At 55.6% G+C, this 21,270-nt stretch carries 16 protein-coding genes and 1 pseudogene; 15 read left to right on the top strand and 2 right to left on the bottom strand.

Going from position 1 to position 21,270, the window contains the following annotated elements; genetic code table 11:
• Position 1: 1 nt before the first annotated feature.
• From nuoI to fusA, 8 genes are all read left to right on the top strand, one after another.
• Positions 2–490, top strand: a complete 489-nt coding sequence (gene nuoI / locus C0V76_RS13660) for an NADH-quinone oxidoreductase subunit NuoI (protein WP_101943095.1) — start codon at positions 2–4, stop codon at positions 488–490.
• A gap of 33 nt (positions 491–523) precedes the next feature.
• On the top strand, positions 524–1,165 hold the full coding sequence (locus C0V76_RS13655; RefSeq protein WP_101943094.1) for an NADH-quinone oxidoreductase subunit J: 642 nt from the start codon (positions 524–526) through the stop codon (positions 1,163–1,165).
• A complete protein-coding gene (nuoK, locus tag C0V76_RS13650; protein ID WP_101943213.1) occupies positions 1,165–1,470 on the top strand; it encodes an NADH-quinone oxidoreductase subunit NuoK in 306 nt (101 codons plus the stop codon). The genes C0V76_RS13655 and nuoK overlap by 1 nt, the downstream gene beginning before the upstream one ends.
• Before the next feature lie 7 nt (positions 1,471–1,477).
• On the top strand, positions 1,478–3,502 hold the full coding sequence (gene nuoL / locus C0V76_RS13645; protein ID WP_101943092.1) for an NADH-quinone oxidoreductase subunit L: 2,025 nt from the start codon (positions 1,478–1,480) through the stop codon (positions 3,500–3,502).
• Between the two features lie 33 nt (positions 3,503–3,535).
• Entirely contained in the window at positions 3,536–5,017 is a 1,482-nt protein-coding gene (locus tag C0V76_RS13640) for an NADH-quinone oxidoreductase subunit M (protein ID WP_101943091.1), read from the top strand.
• A 35-nt stretch (positions 5,018–5,052) separates the two neighbouring features.
• A complete protein-coding gene (nuoN, locus tag C0V76_RS13635) occupies positions 5,053–6,510 on the top strand; it encodes an NADH-quinone oxidoreductase subunit NuoN (RefSeq protein ID WP_101943212.1) in 1,458 nt (485 codons plus the stop codon).
• 72 nt (positions 6,511–6,582) lie between these two features.
• The gene (locus C0V76_RS13630; protein WP_101943089.1) at positions 6,583–7,113 is read left to right on the top strand and encodes an NUDIX domain-containing protein; all 531 of its coding nucleotides are present in this window, start codon (positions 6,583–6,585) and stop codon (positions 7,111–7,113) included.
• Between the two features lie 101 nt (positions 7,114–7,214).
• Positions 7,215–9,263, top strand: coding sequence for an elongation factor G (gene fusA / locus C0V76_RS13625; protein WP_101943088.1), 2,049 nt, complete (start codon positions 7,215–7,217; stop codon positions 9,261–9,263).
• A gap of 55 nt (positions 9,264–9,318) precedes the next feature.
• Here fusA and ubiG read toward each other — a convergent pair whose 3' ends face one another.
• Together ubiG and C0V76_RS13615 are read right to left on the bottom strand one after the other, a co-directional pair.
• On the bottom strand, positions 9,319–10,020 hold the full coding sequence (gene ubiG, locus C0V76_RS13620) for a bifunctional 2-polyprenyl-6-hydroxyphenol methylase/3-demethylubiquinol 3-O-methyltransferase UbiG (RefSeq protein ID WP_101943210.1): 702 nt from the start codon (positions 10,018–10,020) through the stop codon (positions 9,319–9,321).
• 172 nt (positions 10,021–10,192) lie between these two features.
• A complete protein-coding gene (locus C0V76_RS13615; RefSeq protein WP_101943086.1) occupies positions 10,193–10,897 on the bottom strand; it encodes an OmpA family protein in 705 nt (234 codons plus the stop codon).
• An 865-nt stretch (positions 10,898–11,762) separates the two neighbouring features.
• Between C0V76_RS13615 and gyrA the strand changes: the two genes are divergently transcribed.
• The 7 genes and pseudogenes from gyrA (at position 11,763) to cmk (ending at position 21,195) form a co-directional block, all read left to right on the top strand.
• Positions 11,763–14,354, top strand: coding sequence for a DNA gyrase subunit A (gyrA, locus tag C0V76_RS13610; protein ID WP_101943085.1), 2,592 nt, complete (start codon positions 11,763–11,765; stop codon positions 14,352–14,354).
• An 8-nt stretch (positions 14,355–14,362) separates the two neighbouring features.
• Positions 14,363–15,427, top strand: coding sequence for a prephenate dehydratase (gene pheA / locus C0V76_RS13605; RefSeq protein ID WP_101943083.1), 1,065 nt, complete (start codon positions 14,363–14,365; stop codon positions 15,425–15,427).
• A 16-nt stretch (positions 15,428–15,443) separates the two neighbouring features.
• Positions 15,444–16,544: a histidinol-phosphate transaminase gene (gene hisC / locus C0V76_RS13600; RefSeq protein ID WP_101943082.1), complete on the top strand. Its 1,101-nt coding sequence runs from the start codon at positions 15,444–15,446 to the stop codon at positions 16,542–16,544.
• Position 16,545: 1 nt separating this feature from the next.
• Positions 16,546–17,415 (top strand): prephenate dehydrogenase/arogenate dehydrogenase family protein, encoded by an 870-nt coding sequence (locus tag C0V76_RS13595; RefSeq protein ID WP_101943080.1) that lies wholly within the window; start codon positions 16,546–16,548, stop codon positions 17,413–17,415.
• Between the two features lie 93 nt (positions 17,416–17,508).
• Positions 17,509–18,795, top strand: a pseudogene (aroA, locus tag C0V76_RS13590) (3-phosphoshikimate 1-carboxyvinyltransferase); the annotation flags it as partial.
• A gap of 7 nt (positions 18,796–18,802) precedes the next feature.
• The gene (gene argS, locus C0V76_RS13585) at positions 18,803–20,527 is read left to right on the top strand and encodes an arginine--tRNA ligase (RefSeq protein WP_101943077.1); all 1,725 of its coding nucleotides are present in this window, start codon (positions 18,803–18,805) and stop codon (positions 20,525–20,527) included.
• Positions 20,527–21,195 carry a (d)CMP kinase gene (gene cmk, locus C0V76_RS13580; protein WP_101943075.1) on the top strand — a complete coding sequence of 223 codons (669 nt, stop codon included), beginning with the start codon at positions 20,527–20,529 and terminating at the stop codon, positions 21,193–21,195. Before argS ends, cmk begins: the two co-directional genes overlap by 1 nt.
• The last annotated feature ends 75 nt before the right edge of the window (positions 21,196–21,270 follow it).

Below are 21,270 nucleotides of genomic sequence, written 5' to 3'. Positions count from 1 at the left end.
CATGGGTGCAGTCAAAGAATTTTTCGGCAGCGTTGTCCTGCTTGAGCTCTTCAAGGGTATGGCCCTGACTGGGCGACATATTTTTGCGCGCAAGATCACGGTGCAATATCCGGAAGAGAAAACTCCGCAGAGTCCGCGTTTTCGTGGTTTGCATGCTTTGCGCCGCTATCCTAACGGCGAAGAGCGTTGTATCGCCTGCAAGCTTTGTGAAGCCGTGTGTCCCGCCTTGGCGATCACCATCGAGTCCGCACAGCGTGACGACGGATCGCGTCGCACGACTCGTTACGACATCGATCTGACCAAGTGTATTTTCTGTGGTTTCTGTGAAGAAGCCTGTCCGGTCGATGCGATCGTTGAAACGCGTGTTCTTGAGTATCACGGCGAGAAGCGTGGCGACTTGTATTACACCAAGCAGATGCTGCTGGCTGTCGGTGATCGCTTTGAGAAGCAGATCGCCGAAGATCGTGCTGCCGATGCCAAATATCGCTAAGGCGAAAGTGCCACAGGCTTAATCGAGGAATTCATGGATCTTTCCTTCCCGACAATCTGTTTTTACCTTTTCTCGGCGATTCTGGTCTTCGCCGGGCTACGGGTCATCACAGCGCGCAATCCGGTTCATGCCGTATTGCATCTGGTGCTCGCTTTTTTCACCTCTGGCATGATCTGGATGCTGATGCAGGCCGAGTTCCTAGCGATCGCCATTGTGCTGATCTACGTGGGCGCGGTGATGGTGCTCTTCCTGTTTGTCGTGATGATGCTGGACATCAACATCGACAAGATGCGCGAAGGTTTCTGGCGCTATCTTCCGGTAGGGCTGGTAGTAGCGGGCATCATGGTCGCCGAAATGGCTATGGTGCTGAATGGCCGCTACTTCAGCGCCGAGGCAATTCCTGCGCCTGCGGAGCTTGACGCATCAGCCAGCAATACTCAGGCGCTTGCCCGTCTGATCTTTACTGATTATGCCTATCCCTTCGAGCTAGCTTCGCTGGTGCTGCTGGTCGCCATGATTGCTGCGGTGATGCTGACCTATCGCCGTCGTGAAAGCACACGCCATATAGATCCGGCCAAGCAAATTGCCGTGAAGGCCCGCGATCGGCTGGTGATCCATGCGATCGCCGCCGAGAAGGAAGAAGTAACCACTGGCACAGGAGATTCCGACAAATGATGGCGCCGCTTTCTCACGTCCTCATCCTCGGGGCAATCCTGTTTGCGATTAGCGTGGTGGGGATCTTCCTCAATCGCAAGAATCTCATCGTGCTGCTGATGGCCATCGAGTTGATGCTGCTGGCCGTGAATATGAATTTCGTGGCTTTTTCCAGCTATTACGGCGACGCTGCCGGGCAGATCTTCGTTTTCTTCATCCTGACCGTGGCAGCCGCTGAATCGGCTATCGGGCTGGCGATCCTGGTTGTGTTGTTCCGCAACCTGCGCTCGATCCATGTGGATGACCTCGACAGTCTGAAGGGTTGAGCACCAGATGAGCTCCATGCAGAAACTCTATCTCCTCGTCCCCATGGCCCCGTTGGCCGGGGCGATCCTTGCGGGTCTGTTCGGTCGTGTCATCGGTCGTGCGGCTTCGCATGTAGTGACCATCCTGGGCGTTGCAACGGCTTTGGTTGCATCGTTGTTCATCTTTCAGGATGTTCAGGCTGGCAATACTTTCAACGGCGCGCTCTATACATGGGCGGTCAGCGGCGGCATCAAGTTCGAAGTCGGTTTCCTGATCGACAGCCTGACCGTGATGATGATGCTGGTGGTGACTTTCGTTTCGCTGATGGTGCATATCTACACCATCGGTTACATGAGCGAAGATCCCGGTTACCAGCGTTTCTTCAGCTACATCTCGCTGTTTACCTTCGCCATGTTGATGCTGGTGATGAGCAACAACTTTCTGCAACTGTTTTTCGGCTGGGAAGCCGTGGGGCTCGTGTCCTATCTGTTGATCGGTTTCTGGTACACCCGACCGACGGCGATCTACGCCAACCTCAAGGCATTTCTGGTGAACCGTGTGGGGGACTTCGGTTTCCTGCTGGGAATCGGTCTGATCGCAGCCTTTGCCGGCACCCTGAATTACGCCGAAGTGTTCGCCAAGGCTCAGGATCTGCTTCAACTGACGGTGCCGAATACTGGCTGGCCGATGCTTACGGCAATTTGTATCTGCCTCTTCATTGGCGCCATGGGCAAGTCTGCGCAGGTGCCGCTGCATGTGTGGCTGCCTGATTCCATGGAAGGCCCTACGCCTATTTCCGCCCTGATTCATGCGGCAACAATGGTGACCGCTGGCATCTTCATGGTGGCCCGCATGTCTCCGCTGTTTGAACTGTCTGAGACAGCACTGTCATTTGTGATGGTGATTGGCGCGACTACCGCTTTGTTCATGGGTTTCCTTGGCATCGTGCAGAATGACATAAAGCGCGTAGTGGCCTATTCGACGCTTTCGCAATTGGGTTACATGACTGTTGCATTGGGCGCGTCGGCGTATTCGGCCGCCGTGTTTCATCTGATGACCCATGCCTTTTTCAAAGCGCTGCTGTTCTTGGGTGCCGGCTCTGTGATCATCGGTATGCACCATGACCAGGACATGCGAAACATGGGTGGTCTGCGCAAGTACATGCCGATTACCTGGCTGACCTCGTTACTGGGCTCTTTGGCGCTGATCGGGATGCCGCTGTTCTCCGGTTTTTACTCGAAGGATGCGATCATCGATGCGGTCCATCACTCCGGTATTCCGGGGGCTGGCTACGCTACTTTCTGCGTGCTGGCGGGCGTTTTCGTGACGGCCTTCTATTCTTTCCGGATGTATTTCCTGGTCTTTCATGGCGAAGAGCGTTTTGGTCATGTCCATAATCATCACGGCGATCACGCAGACGAAGAGTTGGAAGACGATCATCACCATGGGCTGGCCCCGGGTCAAAAACCACATGAGTCACCCTTGGTGGTTACGCTGCCGCTGATTCTGCTGGCCATTCCTTCTGTCCTGATTGGTTTTGGGACCATTGAACCAATGCTTTTTGGCGACTGGTTCAAGGGCGTGATCCACATTGCTCCGGCGCATGACACGCTTGCTGAGTTGCGCGAGTCCTTCCATGGCGGTTTTGGCATGGCCATGCACGGGCTGAAGACTGCGCCGTTCTGGTTGGCTACGGGAGGGGTGTTTACTGCTTGGCTTTTGTATCTGAAATTTCCGCACATGCCAGCCCTGATTCAGAGTCGACTATCCTTTGTGCATCGTGTGCTGGAGAACAAGTATTACTTTGATCGCTTCAACGAGATCGTCTTTGCAGGTGGTGCGCGCTTGTTAGGGCGCAGTCTCTGGAAGGGGGGCGACCAGATGTTGATTGATGGCGTACTGGTCAATGGTTCTGCGGCTTGTGTCGGCTGGGTTTCGCGTCTCTCGCGCGTGGTTCAGAGCGGTCTGGTTTATCAGTATGCTTTCTGGGTAATCATTGGCGTAGTGACCCTGCTGGTCCTGTGGTGGCCCATCTTGCGCCCCGAGTCGTGAAAGCCTGACGCTTAAAAGAATCCACGGATATATCTGATGACCATTCCTTATCTCAGCCTCTCGATCTGGATTCCGATCTTTGGCGGACTGTTGACCCTGTTTGCCGGAGCGGATCGCAATGCTCCGGTGGCACGTGCCATGGGCTTGATCTTTGCGTTGGCCGGTTTCTTCGTAACCTTGCCGTTATATGCGGGGTTTGATGCGTCCAGTAGCGCGATGCAGTTCGTTGAGTTTCGCAATTGGATTGTTTATTTCAATGCACACTATTCGTTGGGTGTGGACGGCATCTCAATGCCCTTCATCATGCTCAACAGCTTCATTACTGTGATCGTGGTGATTGCCTGTTGGGAGGTGATCCAGGTCAAGGTGGCGCAGTACATCGCTGCTTTCCTGATCATGTCCGGCCTTATGAATGGCATCTTTGCTGCTCAGGATGGCTTGTTGTTTTACGTCTTCTTTGAAGCGTCGCTGATTCCTTTGTATCTGGCGATTGGCATCTGGGGTGGTCCCAATCGCGTATATGCAGCCATCAAGTTCTTTCTTTACACGCTGCTTGGCTCCTTGTTGATGCTGCTGGCCTTCATTTATCTATTCATGGAGTCTCGTGGTAGTTTTGAACTGGCAGACTGGCACGCCCTTAAGCTTGGCATGCAGGCTCAATCCTGGATTTTCTGGGCTTTCCTCGCTTCTTTTGCAGTGAAAGTGCCAATGTGGCCTGTACATACCTGGTTACCTGATGCACACGTAGAGGCGCCTACCGGTGGTTCCGTCGTGTTGGCTGCCATTGCGCTGAAGCTTGGTGCTTATGGTTTCCTGCGTTTTTCCTTGCCGATCGTGCCAGATGCATCGCAGATGATGGCCCCGCTAATCATTGCCCTGTCGCTGGTAGCTGTGATTTATATTGGCTTTGTAGCAATCGTGCAGGCGGATATGAAGAAACTGGTTGCCTACTCCTCGATCTCTCATATGGGTTTCGTGACACTAGGCTTCTTCATGTTCAATCCGCTTGGCATGGAAGGCGCATTGGTACAGATGATTTCGCACGGGTTTGTTTCGGCAGCCATGTTCCTTTGCATCGGTGTTCTGTATGACCGCATGCACAGTCGTGAGATCGCTGATTATGGCGGCGTCGTGAACTCCATGCCCAAATTTGCTGCGCTCTTCATGCTGTTCTCCATGGCGAATGCGGGCTTGCCTGCAACCAGCGGTTTTGTGGGCGAGTTCATGGTGATTCTTGGTGCTGTGAAATTCAATTTCTGGGTGGGTTTCGCGGCAGCTAGCACGCTGATTCTTGGTGCGGCCTATACCCTCTGGATGTATAAGCGTGTCGTATTCGGTGCAGTGGGCAACCCCCATGTGGCCGAACTTACAGACATTAACAAGCGCGAGGGCCTAATGCTCGCCGTGCTGGCGATCTGCGTACTGGTGATGGGCCTTTATCCCTTCCCGGTCACGGAGATCATGCATGTTTCCGTGGTAGACCTGCTAAAGCACGTTGCCGCTGGAAAACTGTGAGCAAACTGGATTAGGCGAATTCGCACAGGCGCATGATGGACTTTCAAATTCCGAATTTCGTACCACTCATTCCTGAACTCATCTTGGCCGGAATGGGTTTGGTCATCCTGCTGGCAGTTGCTTTTTCTCGCTGCTATGCGAACACGATTGCCTACTATCTGACCCAGGCTTCCTTGATCTCTGCCATGGCTGGTGTCGTGATGGTGAGTTCTGAACTGGATGTCACTTTTGGCCAGATGTATCTCTACTCGCCTCTGGGGGATTTGCTTAAGGTGGCTACCTGTGTTGCCGTGGGACTTGGTCTGCTTTACGGCCGTCGCTACATGCAAGATCGCAAGATCGAATCTGGCGAATATTATCTGCTGGTTCTATTTGCCACACTTGGCGTGATGGTTTTGATCTCTGCGGGCAGCCTGCTGACTGTGTATGTTGGTCTTGAAATGCTCTCTTTGAGTTCGTATGCGTTGGTGGCCGTGAATCGGGACTCGGTACGTTCCACCGAGGCTGCGATGAAGTACTTTGTTCTTGGTGCTTTGGCTTCCGGTTTGCTCCTGTATGGGATGTCCATGGTGTACGGCGCCACTCAGTCGCTGGGTTTGATTGAAATTGGTCGAGCACTGTTCGAGCAGCAAGCTGCAAATCGCACGATTTTGCTGTTTGGCTTAGTGTTTCTAGTTGCAGGTGTCTCCTTCAAACTCGGTGTGGTCCCTTTCCATATGTGGATGCCTGACGTTTATGAGGGGGCGCCCACGCCGGTTACCCAGTTCATCGCAACCGCATCAAAACTTGCGGCCTTTGCAATGGCATGTCGTTTGTTCGCTTTTGGTTTATGGGACCTGATGGACCATTGGAAACAGATGCTTTTGATTGTAGGCATTGCTTCGATCGTGTTGGGTAACATCGCCGCGATTGCACAGAACAACATCAAGCGCATGCTGGCTTATTCAGGCATTTCTCATATGGGCTTCATGTTGCTGGGTTTCGTCTCTTCGACTACTGCCAACCCTCATCATGCTTACGCTTCTTCACTGTTCTATATTTTGACCTATGCGCTGACTACGCTTGCGGCTTTCGGCATCATCAATCTGATGTCTCGGGCAGGTTTTGAATCTGAAAATCTCGAAGATCTGCGAGGCCTCAATAAGCGAAGTAGTTGGTGGGCGGCCATGATGGCTGTCGTGATGTTCTCGATGGCAGGCATTCCTTTTTTTGTGGGTTTCTTTGCTAAATTCTTCGTGCTTCAGGCTTTCTGGCAGGCCGGCTACGCCGTTCTGGCAGTCGTGGCTGTGCTGATGTCTTTGATAGGCGCTTACTACTATTTGCGCGTGGTGAAGATAATGTTCTTTGACGAGCCTACGATTACGGACGCTTTGCCGGCAACTCGTTTTACCCGCATCGTACTGTCCGGTAATGTATTGATGCTTGCTGCCTTGGGGCTCTTCCCCAGTTTACTGATGCAAATTTGCGTAGTGGTGATGCAGGCCTCGCTCTGATCACTGAGGCTCAAGTCAAAAAGCCAGCTTTTCGCTGGCTTTTTCTTTTTCAGATCGTTTGGAGCACAGAGAATGGATTTGACAGAACGATTGATTGAGGGTGGCCGGGTCTTTGAGGGGAAGTTCCTTGAGGTGCGTAGGGATCGGGTCGCATTACCTGATGGGGGGGAGGCTCTGCGTGAATATGTGCAGCATCCTGGTGCTTGCGTGGTCATAGCGGAAGTTCGGCCGGGAATTTTGATTTTTGAGCGGCAGTTTCGTTATCCCCTGGGGCAGGTTTTTATTGAAATGCCCGCAGGCAAGATTGATCAGACAGACTCTTTGCTAGGGTGCGCGCAACGCGAATTACTGGAGGAGACGGGTTATAGCGCTAGTAGTTGGCAGCACGTCGGGCGAATGCATAACTGCATTGGCTACTCGAATGAAAAAATAGAGATTTTTCTGGCTCGTGAGTTGTTACCGGGCAAGCCGGAGCTTGATGAAGGTGAGTTTGTTGAGGTATTTGAAATGTCTCTGGATGAAGCCGAACAGGCCGTCCTAGACGGCCGTATCACGGACGCAAAAACAATTACCTGCCTCTTCTGGGCCCGACGCCTTCTTTAGCCATGACGGACAAACAGGCAGTGTGCGGATTCAGCTGATTGAATCACTCTTTCGCAGGGTGTAGGGTGACTTGTCATCACTCCAGTGCGAGGGGCACGGACATGTCAGATACACAGAACATTCGCACTTTGGCTCTCTTAGGGCATGCCGGATCCGGCAAAACTACCCTTATCGAGCAACTCTTGGCGCTGGCTGGGGCCATCCCTCAAGCGGGATGCGTTGAAAAGGGGACAACCGTCTGCGATTACGACCCGCTAGAAAAAGAGCATCAACACACAGCCAAACTTGCTCTTGCGCATCTCGATCAAGGCGGGGTGAGGGTTCAGTTGCTCGATACTCCGGGTTTTCCTGATTTTGCTGGTCAGGCGATAGCAGCACTGGATGCCACAGAAACAGTCGTGACCGTCATTAATCCTCAGAACGGCATCGAGATCAGCGCCTCGCGCGCCATGCTATGGGCCCAGACTCGCAAATTGTGTCGGGTTGTCGTAGTCAATCGTATTGATACTGAACGTCTTGATTTGCCCGGTTTGATAGAAGACCTGCAGTCAGCATTTGGCCGTGAGTGTTTGCCGATAAATTTACCAGCTGATAGTGGTAGCAGGGTTGTTGATTGTTTTTTCAGTCTCGCGGGAGACGCAACCGATTTCTCAAGTGTCAGCGAAGCGCATCAAGCGATCATCGAGCAGATAGTGGAGGTTGATGAAGGCTTGACTGAGCGTTACCTAAATGGCGAAGAAATAGCTCCTGAAATCCTGCATGATGCATTCGAACATGCATTGAGAGATGCACATTTGATTCCTGTCCTGTTCACCTCTGCGCGTAGCGGAGCAGGGTTAAAAGCATTTCTGGATTTTGTTGTGCGTTTGGCTCCTAGTCCGTTTGAAGGGAATCCTCCCCTTTTTGAGAGATGGCCTAATGGAAACTCGGAGCTTGCCCAGCCTTTGCGTGCGTCCAACTCGCCAGTGGAGCATGTAATTGCACATGTTTTCAAAGTCGAAGTCGATCCTTACATGGGCAAAATAGCCTGTCTGCGCATTCTCCAAGGGACGATTACACCGGAGAGCCTGCTGTATGTCGGAGATGGACGAAAGCCTTTTAAGGTGACTCATCTATATCGGGTGCAGGGCAAGCAACTGCTTGCTATAGAAGAGGCAGGGCCGGGAGAAATCTGTGCCATTACCAAACTGGATGAGTTGTTCTTCGGTACGGTTTTGCATGATGCGCCTGAAGACGCATTAATTCACTTCAAGCCCTTACCTTTACCTCATGCTGTGTATGGACTTGCTGTGCGTGTGAAACGGCGAGGGGAAGAACAAAAACTGGCGGAGGTTCTGCATCGTCTTGCTGTTGAGGATCCCGGCTTGCAGGTCGAGAGTGATCCTACAACACATGAAGTTGTTATTCGCGGACTAGGCGAATTGCATCTTGGGAGGATGCTTGAACGTATGAATTCGCAATACAAGCTTGAGGTGGAGTCTCATCCCCCTACTATTCCGTATCGAGAAACGATTACCCGTATAGCCGAGGGACATCATCGGCACAAAAAACAAAGTGGCGGTGCCGGTCAGTTTGGTGAGGTATTCCTTCGAGTTCTGCCGCTAGGTCGTGGTGAAGGATTTCGTTTTAAAGACGAGGTTAAGGGGGGCGCGATTCCTGGGGCTTTCATTCCAGCCGTAGAGAAGGGGGTGCGTGCCGTCTTGGAGTCTGGGGCGATTGCTGGATTTCCGATTCAAGATATTGAAGTCACCGTTTATGACGGAAAAACTCACTCAGTGGACGGGAAGGAAATTGCCTTCGTGACAGCCGGTCGGAAGGCTTTTCTGGATGCAATGAAAAATGCACACCCCGTTGTGCTTGAGCCCTTGGTTAATCTGGAGATTCTCGCGCCGGATTACACCTATGGAGATGTTTCTGGAGAGATTTCCGCAAGGCGCGGACAGGTGACCAATACAGGAAACGCTCGTGCTGGAATGGTCGCCATCAACGCGCGAGCGCCACTTTCTGAGTTGTCGGATTTTCAGGGGCGGCTAAAGGCTCTCACAGGCGGGCAGGGGAGTTACACGCTGGCCATGTCCGATTATGAAACGGCACCACCAGCAGTGCAGCAACAACTGATGGCTGCGTTTAAGCCAGGAGAGGAGGACTGATTTTTGAGGGGGGGAGGTTGAAAAAAAACCGATTAAGAGTTGGGGCGTTCCAATCTTAGATCGGGCGTTGCGCACGCATCAGATAATTTACATCCGTATCTCTGCCTAGCGCATATATCTTGCTGAAAGGGTTGTAGGTCATCCCTATCAGTTCCTGTGCGTTAAGCCCGGCAGTGCGAAGATGCGCGGACAGCTCTGATGGTTTGATGAACTTTGCGTAATCGTGTGTGCCGCGTGGCAGCATGTTTAGAACGTATTCTGCGCCGATTACAGCGAACAGGTAGGCCTTGAGATTTCTGTTCAGCGTTGACAGAAAGACGTGCCCTCCTGGTTTGACCAGTTTTGCGCAAGCTCGCACGATACTCGCAGGATCTGGGACATGCTCCAGCATTTCCATGCAGGTGACTATATCGAAACTCTCTGGCTGTTCGGTTGCCAGTGCTTCGGCTGATACTTTACGGTAATCGACCTTTTGTCCGCTCTCGAACAGATGTAAGCGAGCTACTGACAGAGCCTTGTCTGACAGATCAATGCCAACAACTTTGGCGCCGTGTCCAGCCATGCTTTCGGCTAAAATCCCGCCGCCACAACCAATGTCCAGTACGCTCTTCCCTTCGAGCGAAGAGTTTTGGTCTATCCATTCTAGGCGCAGGGGATTGATTTCGTGCAGCGGGCGAAATTCGGAGTTCGGATCCCACCAGCGATGGGCGAGCTCGCTGAATTTGGCGAGTTCTTTTTCGTCGGCGTTAGGGCTCATGGTCTGTACTTTGGGCATTAAAGGACAATTCTGGATACTAACGAGAACGTCAGTGAGATGTGCTTGTTTTTCTGTTTTAAGCAAGTAAGGGTGTGAGAAGTTTGGCTTTTTGACATGGCGCTGAAAATAAAAAAGCCCAGCTTTAGCTGGGCTTTTTCAGGCGTTCCGCAAATTACTTGCTGCCGACAGCTTCCAGTTCGACGCGACGATCAGCGGCCAGGCAATCAACCAGCTTCTTGTTCTTGCCGTTTTCTGCGCCCAGTTTCTCGCAGGTCTTGCCGGTCACCGGTTGGGTTTCGCCCTTGCCTTCGGTGTAGACCTTGTTAGCGGGGATGCCTTGGCTAACCAAGAAGCCCTTCACTGCGGCGGCACGCTTTTCAGACAGTTTCTGGTTGTAAGCCGGGGAGCCGATGCGGTCAGCGTGACCTACAGCGATCACAACTTCCAGCTGGGTCAGAGTCTTGGCATCAGCCGCAAACTTGGCTAGGCCGCTCTTGCCTTGATCGGTCAGGTCTGCCTTGTCATAGGCGAATACTGCATCAGCCGGCAAGCTGACTTTCTGAGCCGCAGGAGCGGCGGCGGCGGGAGCAACTGGAGCAACCGGAGCTGCCGCAACCGGAGCAGCAGCCTTCGGCTCTTCCTTGATTTCACCACATTCGACGCCGACCGGGACGCCCTTCTCGGTCAGAACGCTCTTGATGAGGTCAGTGGAGTAGTTGCTGGAACGCAGGCAGTTACCGAGACCATCCTTCTCAACGATATTGCCGGAGCCGATGATGTACGGTTGAACCGGAGCGGACTTCACCACGATCTGGGCTTGGGCACCGGCGGTAAAACCTGCGATGGCGGCCAGAATGAACAGTTGCGATTTTTTCATATTCTCCTCGTTGCAAGGCTGGTTGCGAACTCAATTACTGGACATAGCGGCTTGCCGATGCCCCCGAATTACACTTCTCAAAACTTTGCTTCCTTAATGCACAGACTTTTTACTCTGCGCATTGAGCTTGACGGCGAGTGCCTATCAGCGCTTCGCGGCATTCTGCCACAGGCTGGAAACACGCAGCAATTCATTGTTGCTGACGTGCAACAGATTTCCGGCTTTGATGCGCGAATTGCCACCTGCCCAAACGTCTGTGTCTGCCGACCCTCTCACGACATGTACGAAGTGTGTAGCAATGTCATGCCAGTGGGAACCTGATTGATTTCAGATGGAATCGTACAAAGATCTGGGGTGCGCGGCCTCTTCGAAAGGCTTTGCGCTGAAGGTCGCCGTGTGTAGAACTTGATGTTCTGGCGTCGCTCAAGCGTTTTCTGGATGTTTTAGCCAGTCAAACTGACTAATGCAGTTTTTGAGTCGGGTCGAATCGGTCCTTGCTGGTGCCGTATTTGCCTTCTCAATCACATCGCGTCACGGCATAGCCGCGGTTAGTGTGGTGAGCGTTCCGCTGTTTGTGCCTAGAGCGCCTGTCTTTGCTTCGCCTTGATGCTTGCTGAAGGTGACGGTGCTGGGGTTGTGGGGAGAGGTTTGCAAGAAGCCTGTAATCCTGCCTTCATGCTGCGCCACGTTAGGTCTTCTCGCATGGTATTGGCTGCTTAGGCGGGAGGGAGTCGGTGCGCTTTGGAGTTCAAGCCTGCAAGCAGGGCGATTGATATGCTGAGAGTGGATGCAGGAGGGGTGGGGTGGGGCGCATGTTACAATCGCCAGCTTTTAGCGCCTTCAACCGGACCTCCTTTTAGCGCCTATGAACTCATTTGCCAAGGAAACGCTGCCGATCAGTCTAGAGGAAGAAATGCGCCACTCCTACCTAGATTACGCAATGAGCGTGATTGTGGGGCGTGCGCTACCGGATGTGCGCGACGGCTTGAAGCCGGTACATCGTCGGGTTCTGTATGCGATGCACGAGGCGAATAATGCTTGGAATCGCCCCTATGTGAAGTGTGCGCGCGTGGTCGGGGATGTGATGGGTAAGTTCCACCCTCACGGCGACTCGGCAATTTACGACACGCTGGTACGCATGGCGCAGGACTTTTCTCTGCGTTACACGCTGGTGGATGGGCAGGGTAACTTTGGTTCCATCGATGGCGATGCTGCAGCGGCCATGCGTTATACCGAGTGCCGTCTCGAGAAGGTCGCCGCCGATCTGTTGGCCGATATCGATAAGGAGACGGTCGACTTCCAGCCTAACTACGATGGCAAGGAACTTGAGCCCACGGTTCTGCCAACCCGTATCCCTAACCTGCTGATCAATGGTTCGGCCGGGATTGCGGTGGGCATGGCGACGAACATTCCGCCGCACAATCTTTCGGAAGTCATCGAGGCTTGTCTGACCCTGCTGGCGAATCCGGAAACGGATATCGAAGAGCTGATCCGTATCGTGCAGGCGCCTGACTTCCCTACGGCAGGTCTCATCTATGGTCTGCATGGCGTGCATGAGGGCTATCGCACCGGCCGCGGGCGAGTGGTGATGCGTGCGCGCACCCATTTCGAAGATATGGAAAAGGGTAATCGTCAGGCAATCATCGTTGACGAGATTCCTTACCAGGTAAACAAGAAGACCCTGCTCGAGAAAATCGCTGAGCTGGTTAATGAGAAGCGTATTGAAGGTATCTCCGATCTGCGTGACGAGTCTGACAAGTCCGGAATGCGCATCGTGATCGAACTCAAGCGTGGCGAAGTGGCTGAGGTGGTGTTGAACAATCTGTTCAAGCAGACCCAGTTGCAGGACACCTTTGGCATGAACATGGTGGCACTGGTCGATGGCAAACCGCGTCTGCTGAACCTGCAGCAGATGTTGGAATGTTTCCTGGCGCACCGCCGTGAGGTGGTGACACGGCGTACCGTGTTCGAGTTGCGCAAGGCGCGTGAGCGGGGGCACATCCTTGAAGGTCTGGCCGTCGCTTTGTCCAATGTTGATGAAATCATAGCCCTGATCAAGGCTGCGCCGACTCCAGCGGAAGCCAAGCGAGAGTTGATGGAGCGCATGTGGCGTTCTCCGCTGGTGGAGGAAATGCTGTCGCGAGCCATGTCTGACAGCTATCGCCCCGAGGGGCTGGCAGCTGATTTCGGTCTGTCGGCGCAGGGCTATCGTCTCTCCGAAACTCAGTCGCAACGCATTCTGGAAATGCAGCTGCAGCGCCTGACCAATATGGAGCAGGACAAGATCGTCGGCGAGTATCGCGATGTGATGGCTGAGATTGCCGATCTGTTGGACATCCTGGCCAAGCCGGCGCGCATTACCGCGATCATCGATACCGAGTTGCGCGCCATCCGCGAGCAGTTTGGTGATCCCCGCAAGTCCGAACTGGTGCTGAATACGGCAGATATCAATATCGAAGATCTGATCGCCCAGGAAGACATGGTGGTCACGCTATCGCATACAGGCTACTTCAAGCGCCAGCCGCTGGCCGACTATCGTTCGCAGAAGCGCGGCGGGCGTGGCAAGCAGGCAGCGGCAACCAAGGAAGATGACTGGATCGATCAGCTCTTCGTGGCGAATACCCATGATTACATCCTGTGCTTCTCGAATCGAGGGCGCTTGTATTGGCTGAAGGTGTATGAGGTGCCGGAGGGGCAGCGCAATGCGCGTGGCAAGCCCATCGTCAATCTGTTCCCGCTGGTTGAAGGCGAAAAGATCACCGCCGTTTTGCCGGTCAAGGAGTTCGATGAGGGCCATTTCGTCTTCATGGCAACTGCGCAGGGTACGGTGAAGAAAACGCCGCTGACTGATTTTTCCAATCCGCGCAAGGCCGGCATCATCGCCGTAGGCCTCGATGATGGTGACTATCTGATTGGCGTAGCGATCACTGATGGCGATTGCAATGTGATGCTCTTCTCGGATGCTGGCAAGGCTGTGCGTTTTGATGAGAAGGACGTGCGCCCGATGGGTCGTACTGCTCGTGGCGTGCGCGGCATGATGATCGAAGATGGTCAGAGCGTGCTGTCCATGCTGGTGGCGCATGGCGAAACGCAGAGCGTGCTGACTGCGACCGAAAACGGTTACGGCAAGCGCACCAATATCGGTGAATACACCCTGCATGGCCGTGGCACCAAGGGCATGATCGCAATCCAGTCTTCGGAGCGTAACGGCAAACTGGTGGCTGCTGTGCTGGTCGATCCGACCGATCATGTGATGCTGATTGCCGATAACGGCGTGTTAATCCGTACGCCGGTGAAGGATATCCGTGAGCTGGGCCGCTCGACTCAAGGCGTAACCCTGATCAATCTGGATGATGGCGCGCGTCTCTCTTCGATCGAAAAAATCGTTGAGACAGATGATGAAAACCTCGAAGGTGATGTGGACGGTGCTGATGGCGCAGAGGGCGCAACGGAATGAGTGATGCGATGGCCGATGAACTGCTGAAGCTGCGCGGCGAAATCGATCGCCTCGATGCTGAAATTCTTGAGCGTCTAGCTGCGCGTGCTCGTTGCGCGCAGCGTGTTGGCGAAGTGAAGCGTGGTCCGCTGTATCGCCCTGAGCGCGAGGCGCAGGTGCTGCGCAATATTGCCGCGCGTAATCCGGGGCCGCTGTCCGATGAAGCGGTGCAGCGGATCTTCCGCGAGATCATGTCTTGGTGTCTGGGGCTGGAGCAGCCTTTGCGCGTGGCGCACCTTGGGCCGCGCGGCACCTTTACCGAGGAGGCCGCCGGCAAGCATTTTGGGGGCTCTCCGGCTTTACAGCCGATGGCGACTATTGATGAAGTCTTCCACGCCGTCGAGGCCGGTGCGGTGCAATACGGTGTGGTGCCGGTGGAGAACTCCACCGAAGGTGCTGTGAGTCGTTCGCTGGATCTGCTGTTGTCGGGTAATGTCTCCGTGTGCGGAGAGGTGAGTCTGCGCATCCGCCAGAATCTCATGACGCGCGCCGGCAGCATGGCCGGGGTCAAGCGGATCTATTCACATTCCCAGTCGCTGGGGCAGTGTGCAGACTGGCTGGCCAATCATGCTCAGGGCATCGAGCGCTTGCCGGTGTCGAGCAATGCCGAGGCGGCGCGTCTGGCTTCTGAGGATCCGGAGGCCGCGGCGATCGCCGGTGAGCGTGCAGCGCAGCTCTATGAGTTGCCGGTTCTCTTTGCAAACATTGAAGATGATCCGAATAACACCACGCGTTTTCTGATCATCGGTCAGCATGATGCAGGCGTTTCCGGTAAGGACAAAACCTCGCTGATCTGCTCGGCACCGAACCGCCCTGGCGCAGTTTTCGGGCTGCTTCAGCCCTTTGCTGACAAAGGTGTGAGCATGACCAAGCTGGAGTCGCGCCCGTCGCGCACCGGATTGTGGGAATACGTGTTCTATGTCGATATCGAAGGCCATCGCGAGAGCCCTGCTGTGGCCGAGGCGCTCAATGCACTGGTTGATCGTGCCGCTTTCGTGAAAGTGCTTGGCTCCTACCCGGTTGCCGCTATCTGAACTGCTGGAGTCCGGAATGACTGTTGCGCAACGCGCTCCCGAACATATTCGCGCCATCTCCCCTTACGTCCCGGGCAAACCCATCGGCGAGCTGGCGCGAGAGATGGGGCTGGACGAAGCGAAAATTGTCAAACTGGCGTCCAATGAAAACCCTCTTGGCATGAGCCCGAAGGCCCGCGCTGCGATGGAAGCGGCATTGGATGGCCTGGCGTTGTATCCGGATGGCAATGGGTTCGCATTGAAGCAGGCTCTGGCGGCAAAGCTTGGTGTGAGTACGGATAACCTGGTGCTGGGAAATGGCTCCAATGATGTGCTTGAGCTTGCTGCCCGAGCCTTCATTCCGGCCGGAGCCAGTGCTGTCTTTGCTCAGCATGCGTTTGCGGTCTACCCATTGGCCGTTCAGGGGGTGGGCGGCCGTTGCATTGAAGTACCAGCTCGTTTTTTTGGCCACGATCTGGCCGCCATGGCGGATGCCATCGGTACTGATACGCGGATCGTGTTCATAGCGAATCCGAATAATCCGACTGGCACTTTCCTGCCGGGGCCGGTCATCGAAGACTTTCTCGCCCGTGTGCCTGCTGATGTACTGGTCTTACTGGATGAGGCCTATAACGAATACCTACCGTTCGAGCTTCGTTACGACAGCGTCAGCTGGATCAAGCGTTTTCCGAACCTGCTGATTTCGCGCACATTCTCCAAAATTTACGGTTTGGCCGGTCTGCGTATGGGATATGCGGTGGCTCATCCGACCGTGGCGGATCTGATAAATCGTGTGCGCCAGCCTTTTAACGCCAACAGCCTGGCGCTGGCGGCAGCTGAGGGCGCGCTGAGTGATGACGAGTTCCTGGCGCGCAGCTTTGAGACTAATCGTGCGGGTATGGCTCAACTGATCAGGGGTTTCGATGCCTTGAATCTGCAGCACATTCCTTCGGTGGCCAACTTCTTGACCTTCCGCGTGGGGGATGGTGCAGGGGTGAATCGGCGCCTTTTGCAGCGGGGGGTGATCGTGCGTCCGGTTGGCAACTATGGCATGCCTGAGTGGCTGCGCGTGACCATCGGCCTGCCGGTCGAGAACGAGCGCTTCCTTGAGGCCTTGGCTGAAGCATTGAAGGGCTGAGATGTTCAAGCGTGTGGTGATCTGTGGCGTGGGTCTGATCGGCGGATCTTTTGCGCTGGCCTTGCGTCAGGCTGGGCTTGTGGAAACGCTGGTTGGAGTGGGGCGCCGTAGCGAAACGCTGGAAGAGGCGCAGCAACTGGGGCTGATCGATGAAATCGCCACGGACTGGGCGGTGGCCCTGAAGGGCGCAGATCTGCTCCTGCTGGCCATGCCGGTGGGGCAGATGTCTGCCGTGATGGCAGCTGCCGCGCCACATCTTGAGCCGCAGACCCTGGTGACCGATGGTGGTAGCACCAAGGCTGATGTGTTTGAAGCGGTCTATAGCCATCTGAATCATTGTCTGGCCAACGTGGTGCCGGCCCATCCGATTGCTGGAGCTGAGAAAAGCGGCCCTTCAGCAGCCTTTGCAGAGCTTTATCGTGGCAAGCGTGTGGTGCTCACACCTTTGCCCGAAAATGCTCCAGAGTCGATCGAGCGTGTGCGGGCAGCCTGGGCTGCCTGCGGTGCGGTGGTCAGCCAGATGAGCCCGCAGGATCATGACCGTGTGTTTGCAGCGGTGAGCCATCTGCCGCATTTGCTGGCTTTCGGACTGGTGCACCAGATTCAGGGGCGTGGCAATGCCGAGCAGTTGTTCAGCTTTGCCGCATCAGGCTTCCGCGACTTTACGCGGATCGCTGGCAGTCACCCGGAAATGTGGCGCGATATCTGTGTGGCCAACCGTCAGGCCCTGCTTGCCGAGCTGGATGCCTATCTCACTGAGCTGGCCTATCTGCGTGCCTTGCTGATGCAAGGAGATGGGGGCGGACTGGAGTCTCTGTTTGCAGAAGCTTCTGTTGCGCGCAACGACTGGGCTGAAAAGTATTTGAAATAAGCTGCAGGGTTGATGGGGCGAAGTGGTCCGGTGCTGCGAATGGGCGCATCCGGCTGATTCGGTAGCGCTGCGTTTTTGGAGAAGTGGATACAGATGGAATTCCTTGACCTCAATCCTCTGGTAAGTGCCCGGGGTGTTGTGCGTTTGCCTGGTTCGAAGAGCATTTCCAATCGCACCCTGTTGTTGGCAGCGCTTTCGGAAGGCGTGACCGAGATCCGCGATTTGCTGGCCTCGGACGATACCGATCGCATGCTTGATGCCCTCATGACTCTGGGCGTGACAGTGACCCAGACGGGCGACAATGACTACCGTGTGCTTGGCGTGCCGCAAGGCTTCACTCACAAGGACGCGGATCTCTTTCTCGGTAATGCGGGAACGGCATTTCGCCCGCTGACGGCTGTGTTGGCGCTTGCTGGCGGTTCCTACAAACTGCATGGTGTGCCGCGCATGCATGAGCGGCCGATCGGTGATCTGGTGGATGGCTTGCGTCAGATTGGTGCGGACATCGAGTATCTCGGCAACGACGGGTTTCCGCCGCTGCAGATCCGTCCGGCCAGCATCAAGGCCGGTGGCGTGGTGCGGATCCGGGGTAATGTCTCCAGTCAGTTTTTGACCGCCTTGCTGATGGCCTTGCCGACCACTGGTGTCGAGACGACGATTGAAGTGATTGGTGATCTGATCTCCAAGCCCTATATCGAGATCACCCTGCGTTTGATGGCGCAGTTTGGCGTGAAGGTTGAGCGCGAGGGCTGGCAGCGCTTCGTGATCCCTGGCGGCCAGCGCTATGTATCGCCGGGCACGGTGTACGTTGAAGGTGATGCCTCGTCGGCCTCCTACTTCCTTGCCGCAGGTGCTATTGGTGGAGGCCCGGTGCGGGTTGAAGGTGTGGGGCGCAACAGCATCCAGGGTGATGTTGCCTTTGCCCAGGCGCTGGAGGCTATTGGTGCGCAGATCGAAATGGGCGAGAACTGGATCGAGGCCCGTGCGCCGGCAAGCGGAAAGCTGCGTGCGTTCGACATGGATTTCAACCACATCCCGGATGCGGCCATGACGCTGGCGGTGGCGGCACTCTTCTGTGATGGCCCGTGCCGCCTGACCAACATCGGCAGCTGGCGCGTCAAGGAAACCGACCGGATCGCGGCAATGGCGACCGAGCTGCGCAAGGTCGGCGCCACGGTGGAGGAAGGTGAGGACTGGCTGCGCGTGACGGCACCGGCTGCGCTCACGGCACAGGCCGCGATCGATACCTATGATGATCATCGCATGGCCATGTGTTTTTCGCTGGTGGCGCTGGGTGGTGTGCCGGTGAGGATCAATGATCCGAAATGTACAGCCAAGACTTTTCCTGAATATTTCGAGGTGTTCGCCTCGGTGACAAAATAAAGACATGAAGCAAACCCTGATTGAACTTCTTGATGCGCGCGTCTCCGCTGCGCTGGCAGCCGTCGGTTGTGAAGGTGTGCCAGCGGTGATTGCACCCGCGGGGCGCCCTGAATTTGGCGATTACCAGGCCAATGGAGTGATGGGCGCTGCCAAGGCGCGCAAGATGAATCCGCGCCAGCTGGCGACCGAGGTGCTTGAAAAGCTTGATCTGGCAGGTATTGCCAGCAAGGTCGAAATCGCCGGCCCGGGTTTCATCAATATCACGCTGGCCCCCGAGTTTCTGGCCGGTCTGGCGCTTGAAGCGCTGGCCGATGCAAAGCTGGGGGTGCCTAAGCCCGCGTCGCAGCGTGTGGTGGTGGATTACTCTTCGCCGAATCTGGCCAAGGAAATGCACGTCGGCCACCTGCGTTCGACCATCATCGGTGATGCGCTGGCGCGCGTGCTGGGTTTCCTCGGTCACGAGGTGATCGCGCAGAACCACGTCGGCGACTGGGGCACCCAGTTCGGCATGCTGACCGCCTATCTGATCGAGGCGGAGCAGGATGGAGAAGCCACGCTGGCGCTGAATGATCTGGAAGATTTCTATCGCCGCGCCAAGCAGCGCTTTGATGCCGATGAGGCGTTTGCTACCCGCTCGCGCGAATACGTGGTGAAGCTGCAGGGCGGGGATGCTCAGGTTAACGCCTTGTGGCAGAAGTTTCTCGACGTCTCCCTGCATCACTGCGAAGCGGTCTATGAGAAGCTGGGGGTGGGCCTGACGCGTGCCGACGTGCGCGGTGAGAGCGCCTACAACGACGATCTGCCGGTGGTGGTGGCTGACCTTAAGGCCAAGGGGCTGGCAGTCGAGAGCGAAGGCGCTCAGGTGGTCTTTCTGGAGGAATTCAGCAACAAGGAAGGCGAAGCGCAGGCCTACATTGTGCAGAAGCAGGACGGCGGTTATCTGTATGCCACGACCGATCTTGCTGCTGTGCGCTATCGTGCCGCCACGCTCAAGGCTGACCGCGTGCTTTATGTGGTGGATGCACGCCAAGGCTTGCACTTCCAGCAAATGTTTACCGTGAGCCGCAAGGCCGGCTACGCGCCGGAGGGCATGCGGCTGGAGCATGTAGGTTTTGGCGTGATGCTGGGGGAGGACGGTAAGCCCTTCAAGACTCGTACGGGTGGCACGGTCAAGCTTGCTGAGTTGCTTGAAGAGGCTGAACACCGCGCTTTTGCTCTGGTCAGTGAGAAGAACGCAGATATGCCCGAATCCGAACGCCGGACAATTGCAGCAGCGGTGGGTATCGGTGCCGTGAAGTATGCCGACCTCTCGAAGAACCGTAACAGCGATTATGTGTTCAGCTGGGACAGCATGTTGGCTTTCGAGGGCAATACAGCGCCCTATTTGCAATATGCCTACACCCGGATTGCCGGAGTATTCCGTCGGGTTGAGCACTTCGATGCAGTAGCGCCCATCGTGCTGGAGGAGGAAGCCGAGCGTCAGCTGGCCTTGGCTCTGGCTCGCTTCTCGGAGGCGTTGCATTCTGTGGCGCGCGAAACCATGCCCCACTTCCTGTGCGCCTACCTGTATGAGCTGTCTGGTCAGTTCATGCGTTTCTACGAAGCGTGTCCGGTGCTCAAGAGCGAGGGAGCGCTGCGTGATAGTCGCCTGCGTTTGTGTCGCCTGACCGCCGATACGCTCAAGACGGGTCTTGGCCTGCTGGGTATTGGTGTATTGGAGGCGATGTGATGGTTCCGGTGCTTGCGATTGACGGGCCGACCGCTTCAGGCAAAGGTACGGTGGCTGGGCTGGTGGCTGAGAGGCTGGGCTGGCATTTTCTGGACTCTGGCGCCATTTACCGCGTACTGGCTCTTGCCGCAATCAAGCGTGGCTTGAGTCTGACGGATGAAGCCACCCTGGCTGCGCAGGCCAGCGCGCTGGACGTGGCCTTCGTACATGGCGCGATCGTGCTTGAGGGAGAGGATGTGTCGCTCCAGGCCCGGCGTGAGGAAACCGGTAATTCGGCTTCCAAGATCGCAGCTCTGCCGGCGGTGCGTACCGCTCTACTGGCGCGCCAGCAGGCTTTCCGGGTGGCGCCGGGCTTGGTGGCTGACGGGCGTGACATGGGGTCGGTGGTTTTTCCCGGAGCCTTTCTCAAAATTTTCCTGACGGCGAGCGTTGAGTCGCGCGCCGAGAGACGTTATAAGCAGTTGATCGCAAAGGGTTTGACTGCTAGTATCGACGATCTTCTGCGCGACCTTAGGGAGCGTGACGCCCGTGATACCTCGCGGTTGGTCGCTCCCCTGAGGCCGTGTGAGGACGCGGTTTTGCTCGACACCACAACGCTTTCCATTGATGAGGCAGTGCACTTTGTACTGAACCTCGCCATGCAGCGCGGAGCAGGGCAAGCCGCTTGAGTTCCGGCGGTTTGCAGACAGGCCCGGTTTTCTCCGGCCTGATTCTGTAGGTCCCCCGGTTTTTTCACTTCTTTT

This window comes from Uliginosibacterium sp. TH139 (genome assembly GCF_002855595.1).
In the GTDB taxonomy this organism is placed as follows: domain Bacteria; phylum Pseudomonadota; class Gammaproteobacteria; order Burkholderiales; family Rhodocyclaceae; genus Uliginosibacterium; species Uliginosibacterium aquaticum.
This window is presented reverse-complemented; position numbering and strand designations above follow the sequence as displayed.

What these genes read in the sequence shown, in the direction of transcription:
- fusA (WP_101943088.1), top strand. Translation starts at nt 7,215, where the DNA reads ATGTCAGATACACAGAACATTCGCACTTTGGCTCTCTTAGGGCATGCC.
- C0V76_RS13615 (WP_101943086.1), bottom strand. Translation starts at nt 10,897, where the DNA reads ATGAAAAAATCGCAACTGTTCATTCTGGCCGCCATCGCAGGTTTTACC.
- nuoL (WP_101943092.1), top strand. Translation starts at nt 1,478, where the DNA reads ATGAGCTCCATGCAGAAACTCTATCTCCTCGTCCCCATGGCCCCGTTG.
- nuoI (WP_101943095.1), top strand. Translation starts at nt 2, where the DNA reads ATGGGTGCAGTCAAAGAATTTTTCGGCAGCGTTGTCCTGCTTGAGCTC.
- ubiG (WP_101943210.1), bottom strand. Translation starts at nt 10,020, where the DNA reads ATGAGCCCTAACGCCGACGAAAAAGAACTCGCCAAATTCAGCGAGCTC.
- C0V76_RS13595 (WP_101943080.1), top strand. Translation starts at nt 16,546, where the DNA reads ATGTTCAAGCGTGTGGTGATCTGTGGCGTGGGTCTGATCGGCGGATCT.
- nuoK (WP_101943213.1), top strand. Translation starts at nt 1,165, where the DNA reads ATGGCGCCGCTTTCTCACGTCCTCATCCTCGGGGCAATCCTGTTTGCG.
- cmk (WP_101943075.1), top strand. Translation starts at nt 20,527, where the DNA reads ATGGTTCCGGTGCTTGCGATTGACGGGCCGACCGCTTCAGGCAAAGGT.
- gyrA (WP_101943085.1), top strand. Translation starts at nt 11,763, where the DNA reads ATGAACTCATTTGCCAAGGAAACGCTGCCGATCAGTCTAGAGGAAGAA.
- nuoN (WP_101943212.1), top strand. Translation starts at nt 5,053, where the DNA reads ATGGACTTTCAAATTCCGAATTTCGTACCACTCATTCCTGAACTCATC.
- hisC (WP_101943082.1), top strand. Translation starts at nt 15,444, where the DNA reads ATGACTGTTGCGCAACGCGCTCCCGAACATATTCGCGCCATCTCCCCT.
- argS (WP_101943077.1), top strand. Translation starts at nt 18,803, where the DNA reads ATGAAGCAAACCCTGATTGAACTTCTTGATGCGCGCGTCTCCGCTGCG.
- C0V76_RS13655 (WP_101943094.1), top strand. Translation starts at nt 524, where the DNA reads ATGGATCTTTCCTTCCCGACAATCTGTTTTTACCTTTTCTCGGCGATT.
- C0V76_RS13630 (WP_101943089.1), top strand. Translation starts at nt 6,583, where the DNA reads ATGGATTTGACAGAACGATTGATTGAGGGTGGCCGGGTCTTTGAGGGG.
- pheA (WP_101943083.1), top strand. Translation starts at nt 14,363, where the DNA reads ATGGCCGATGAACTGCTGAAGCTGCGCGGCGAAATCGATCGCCTCGAT.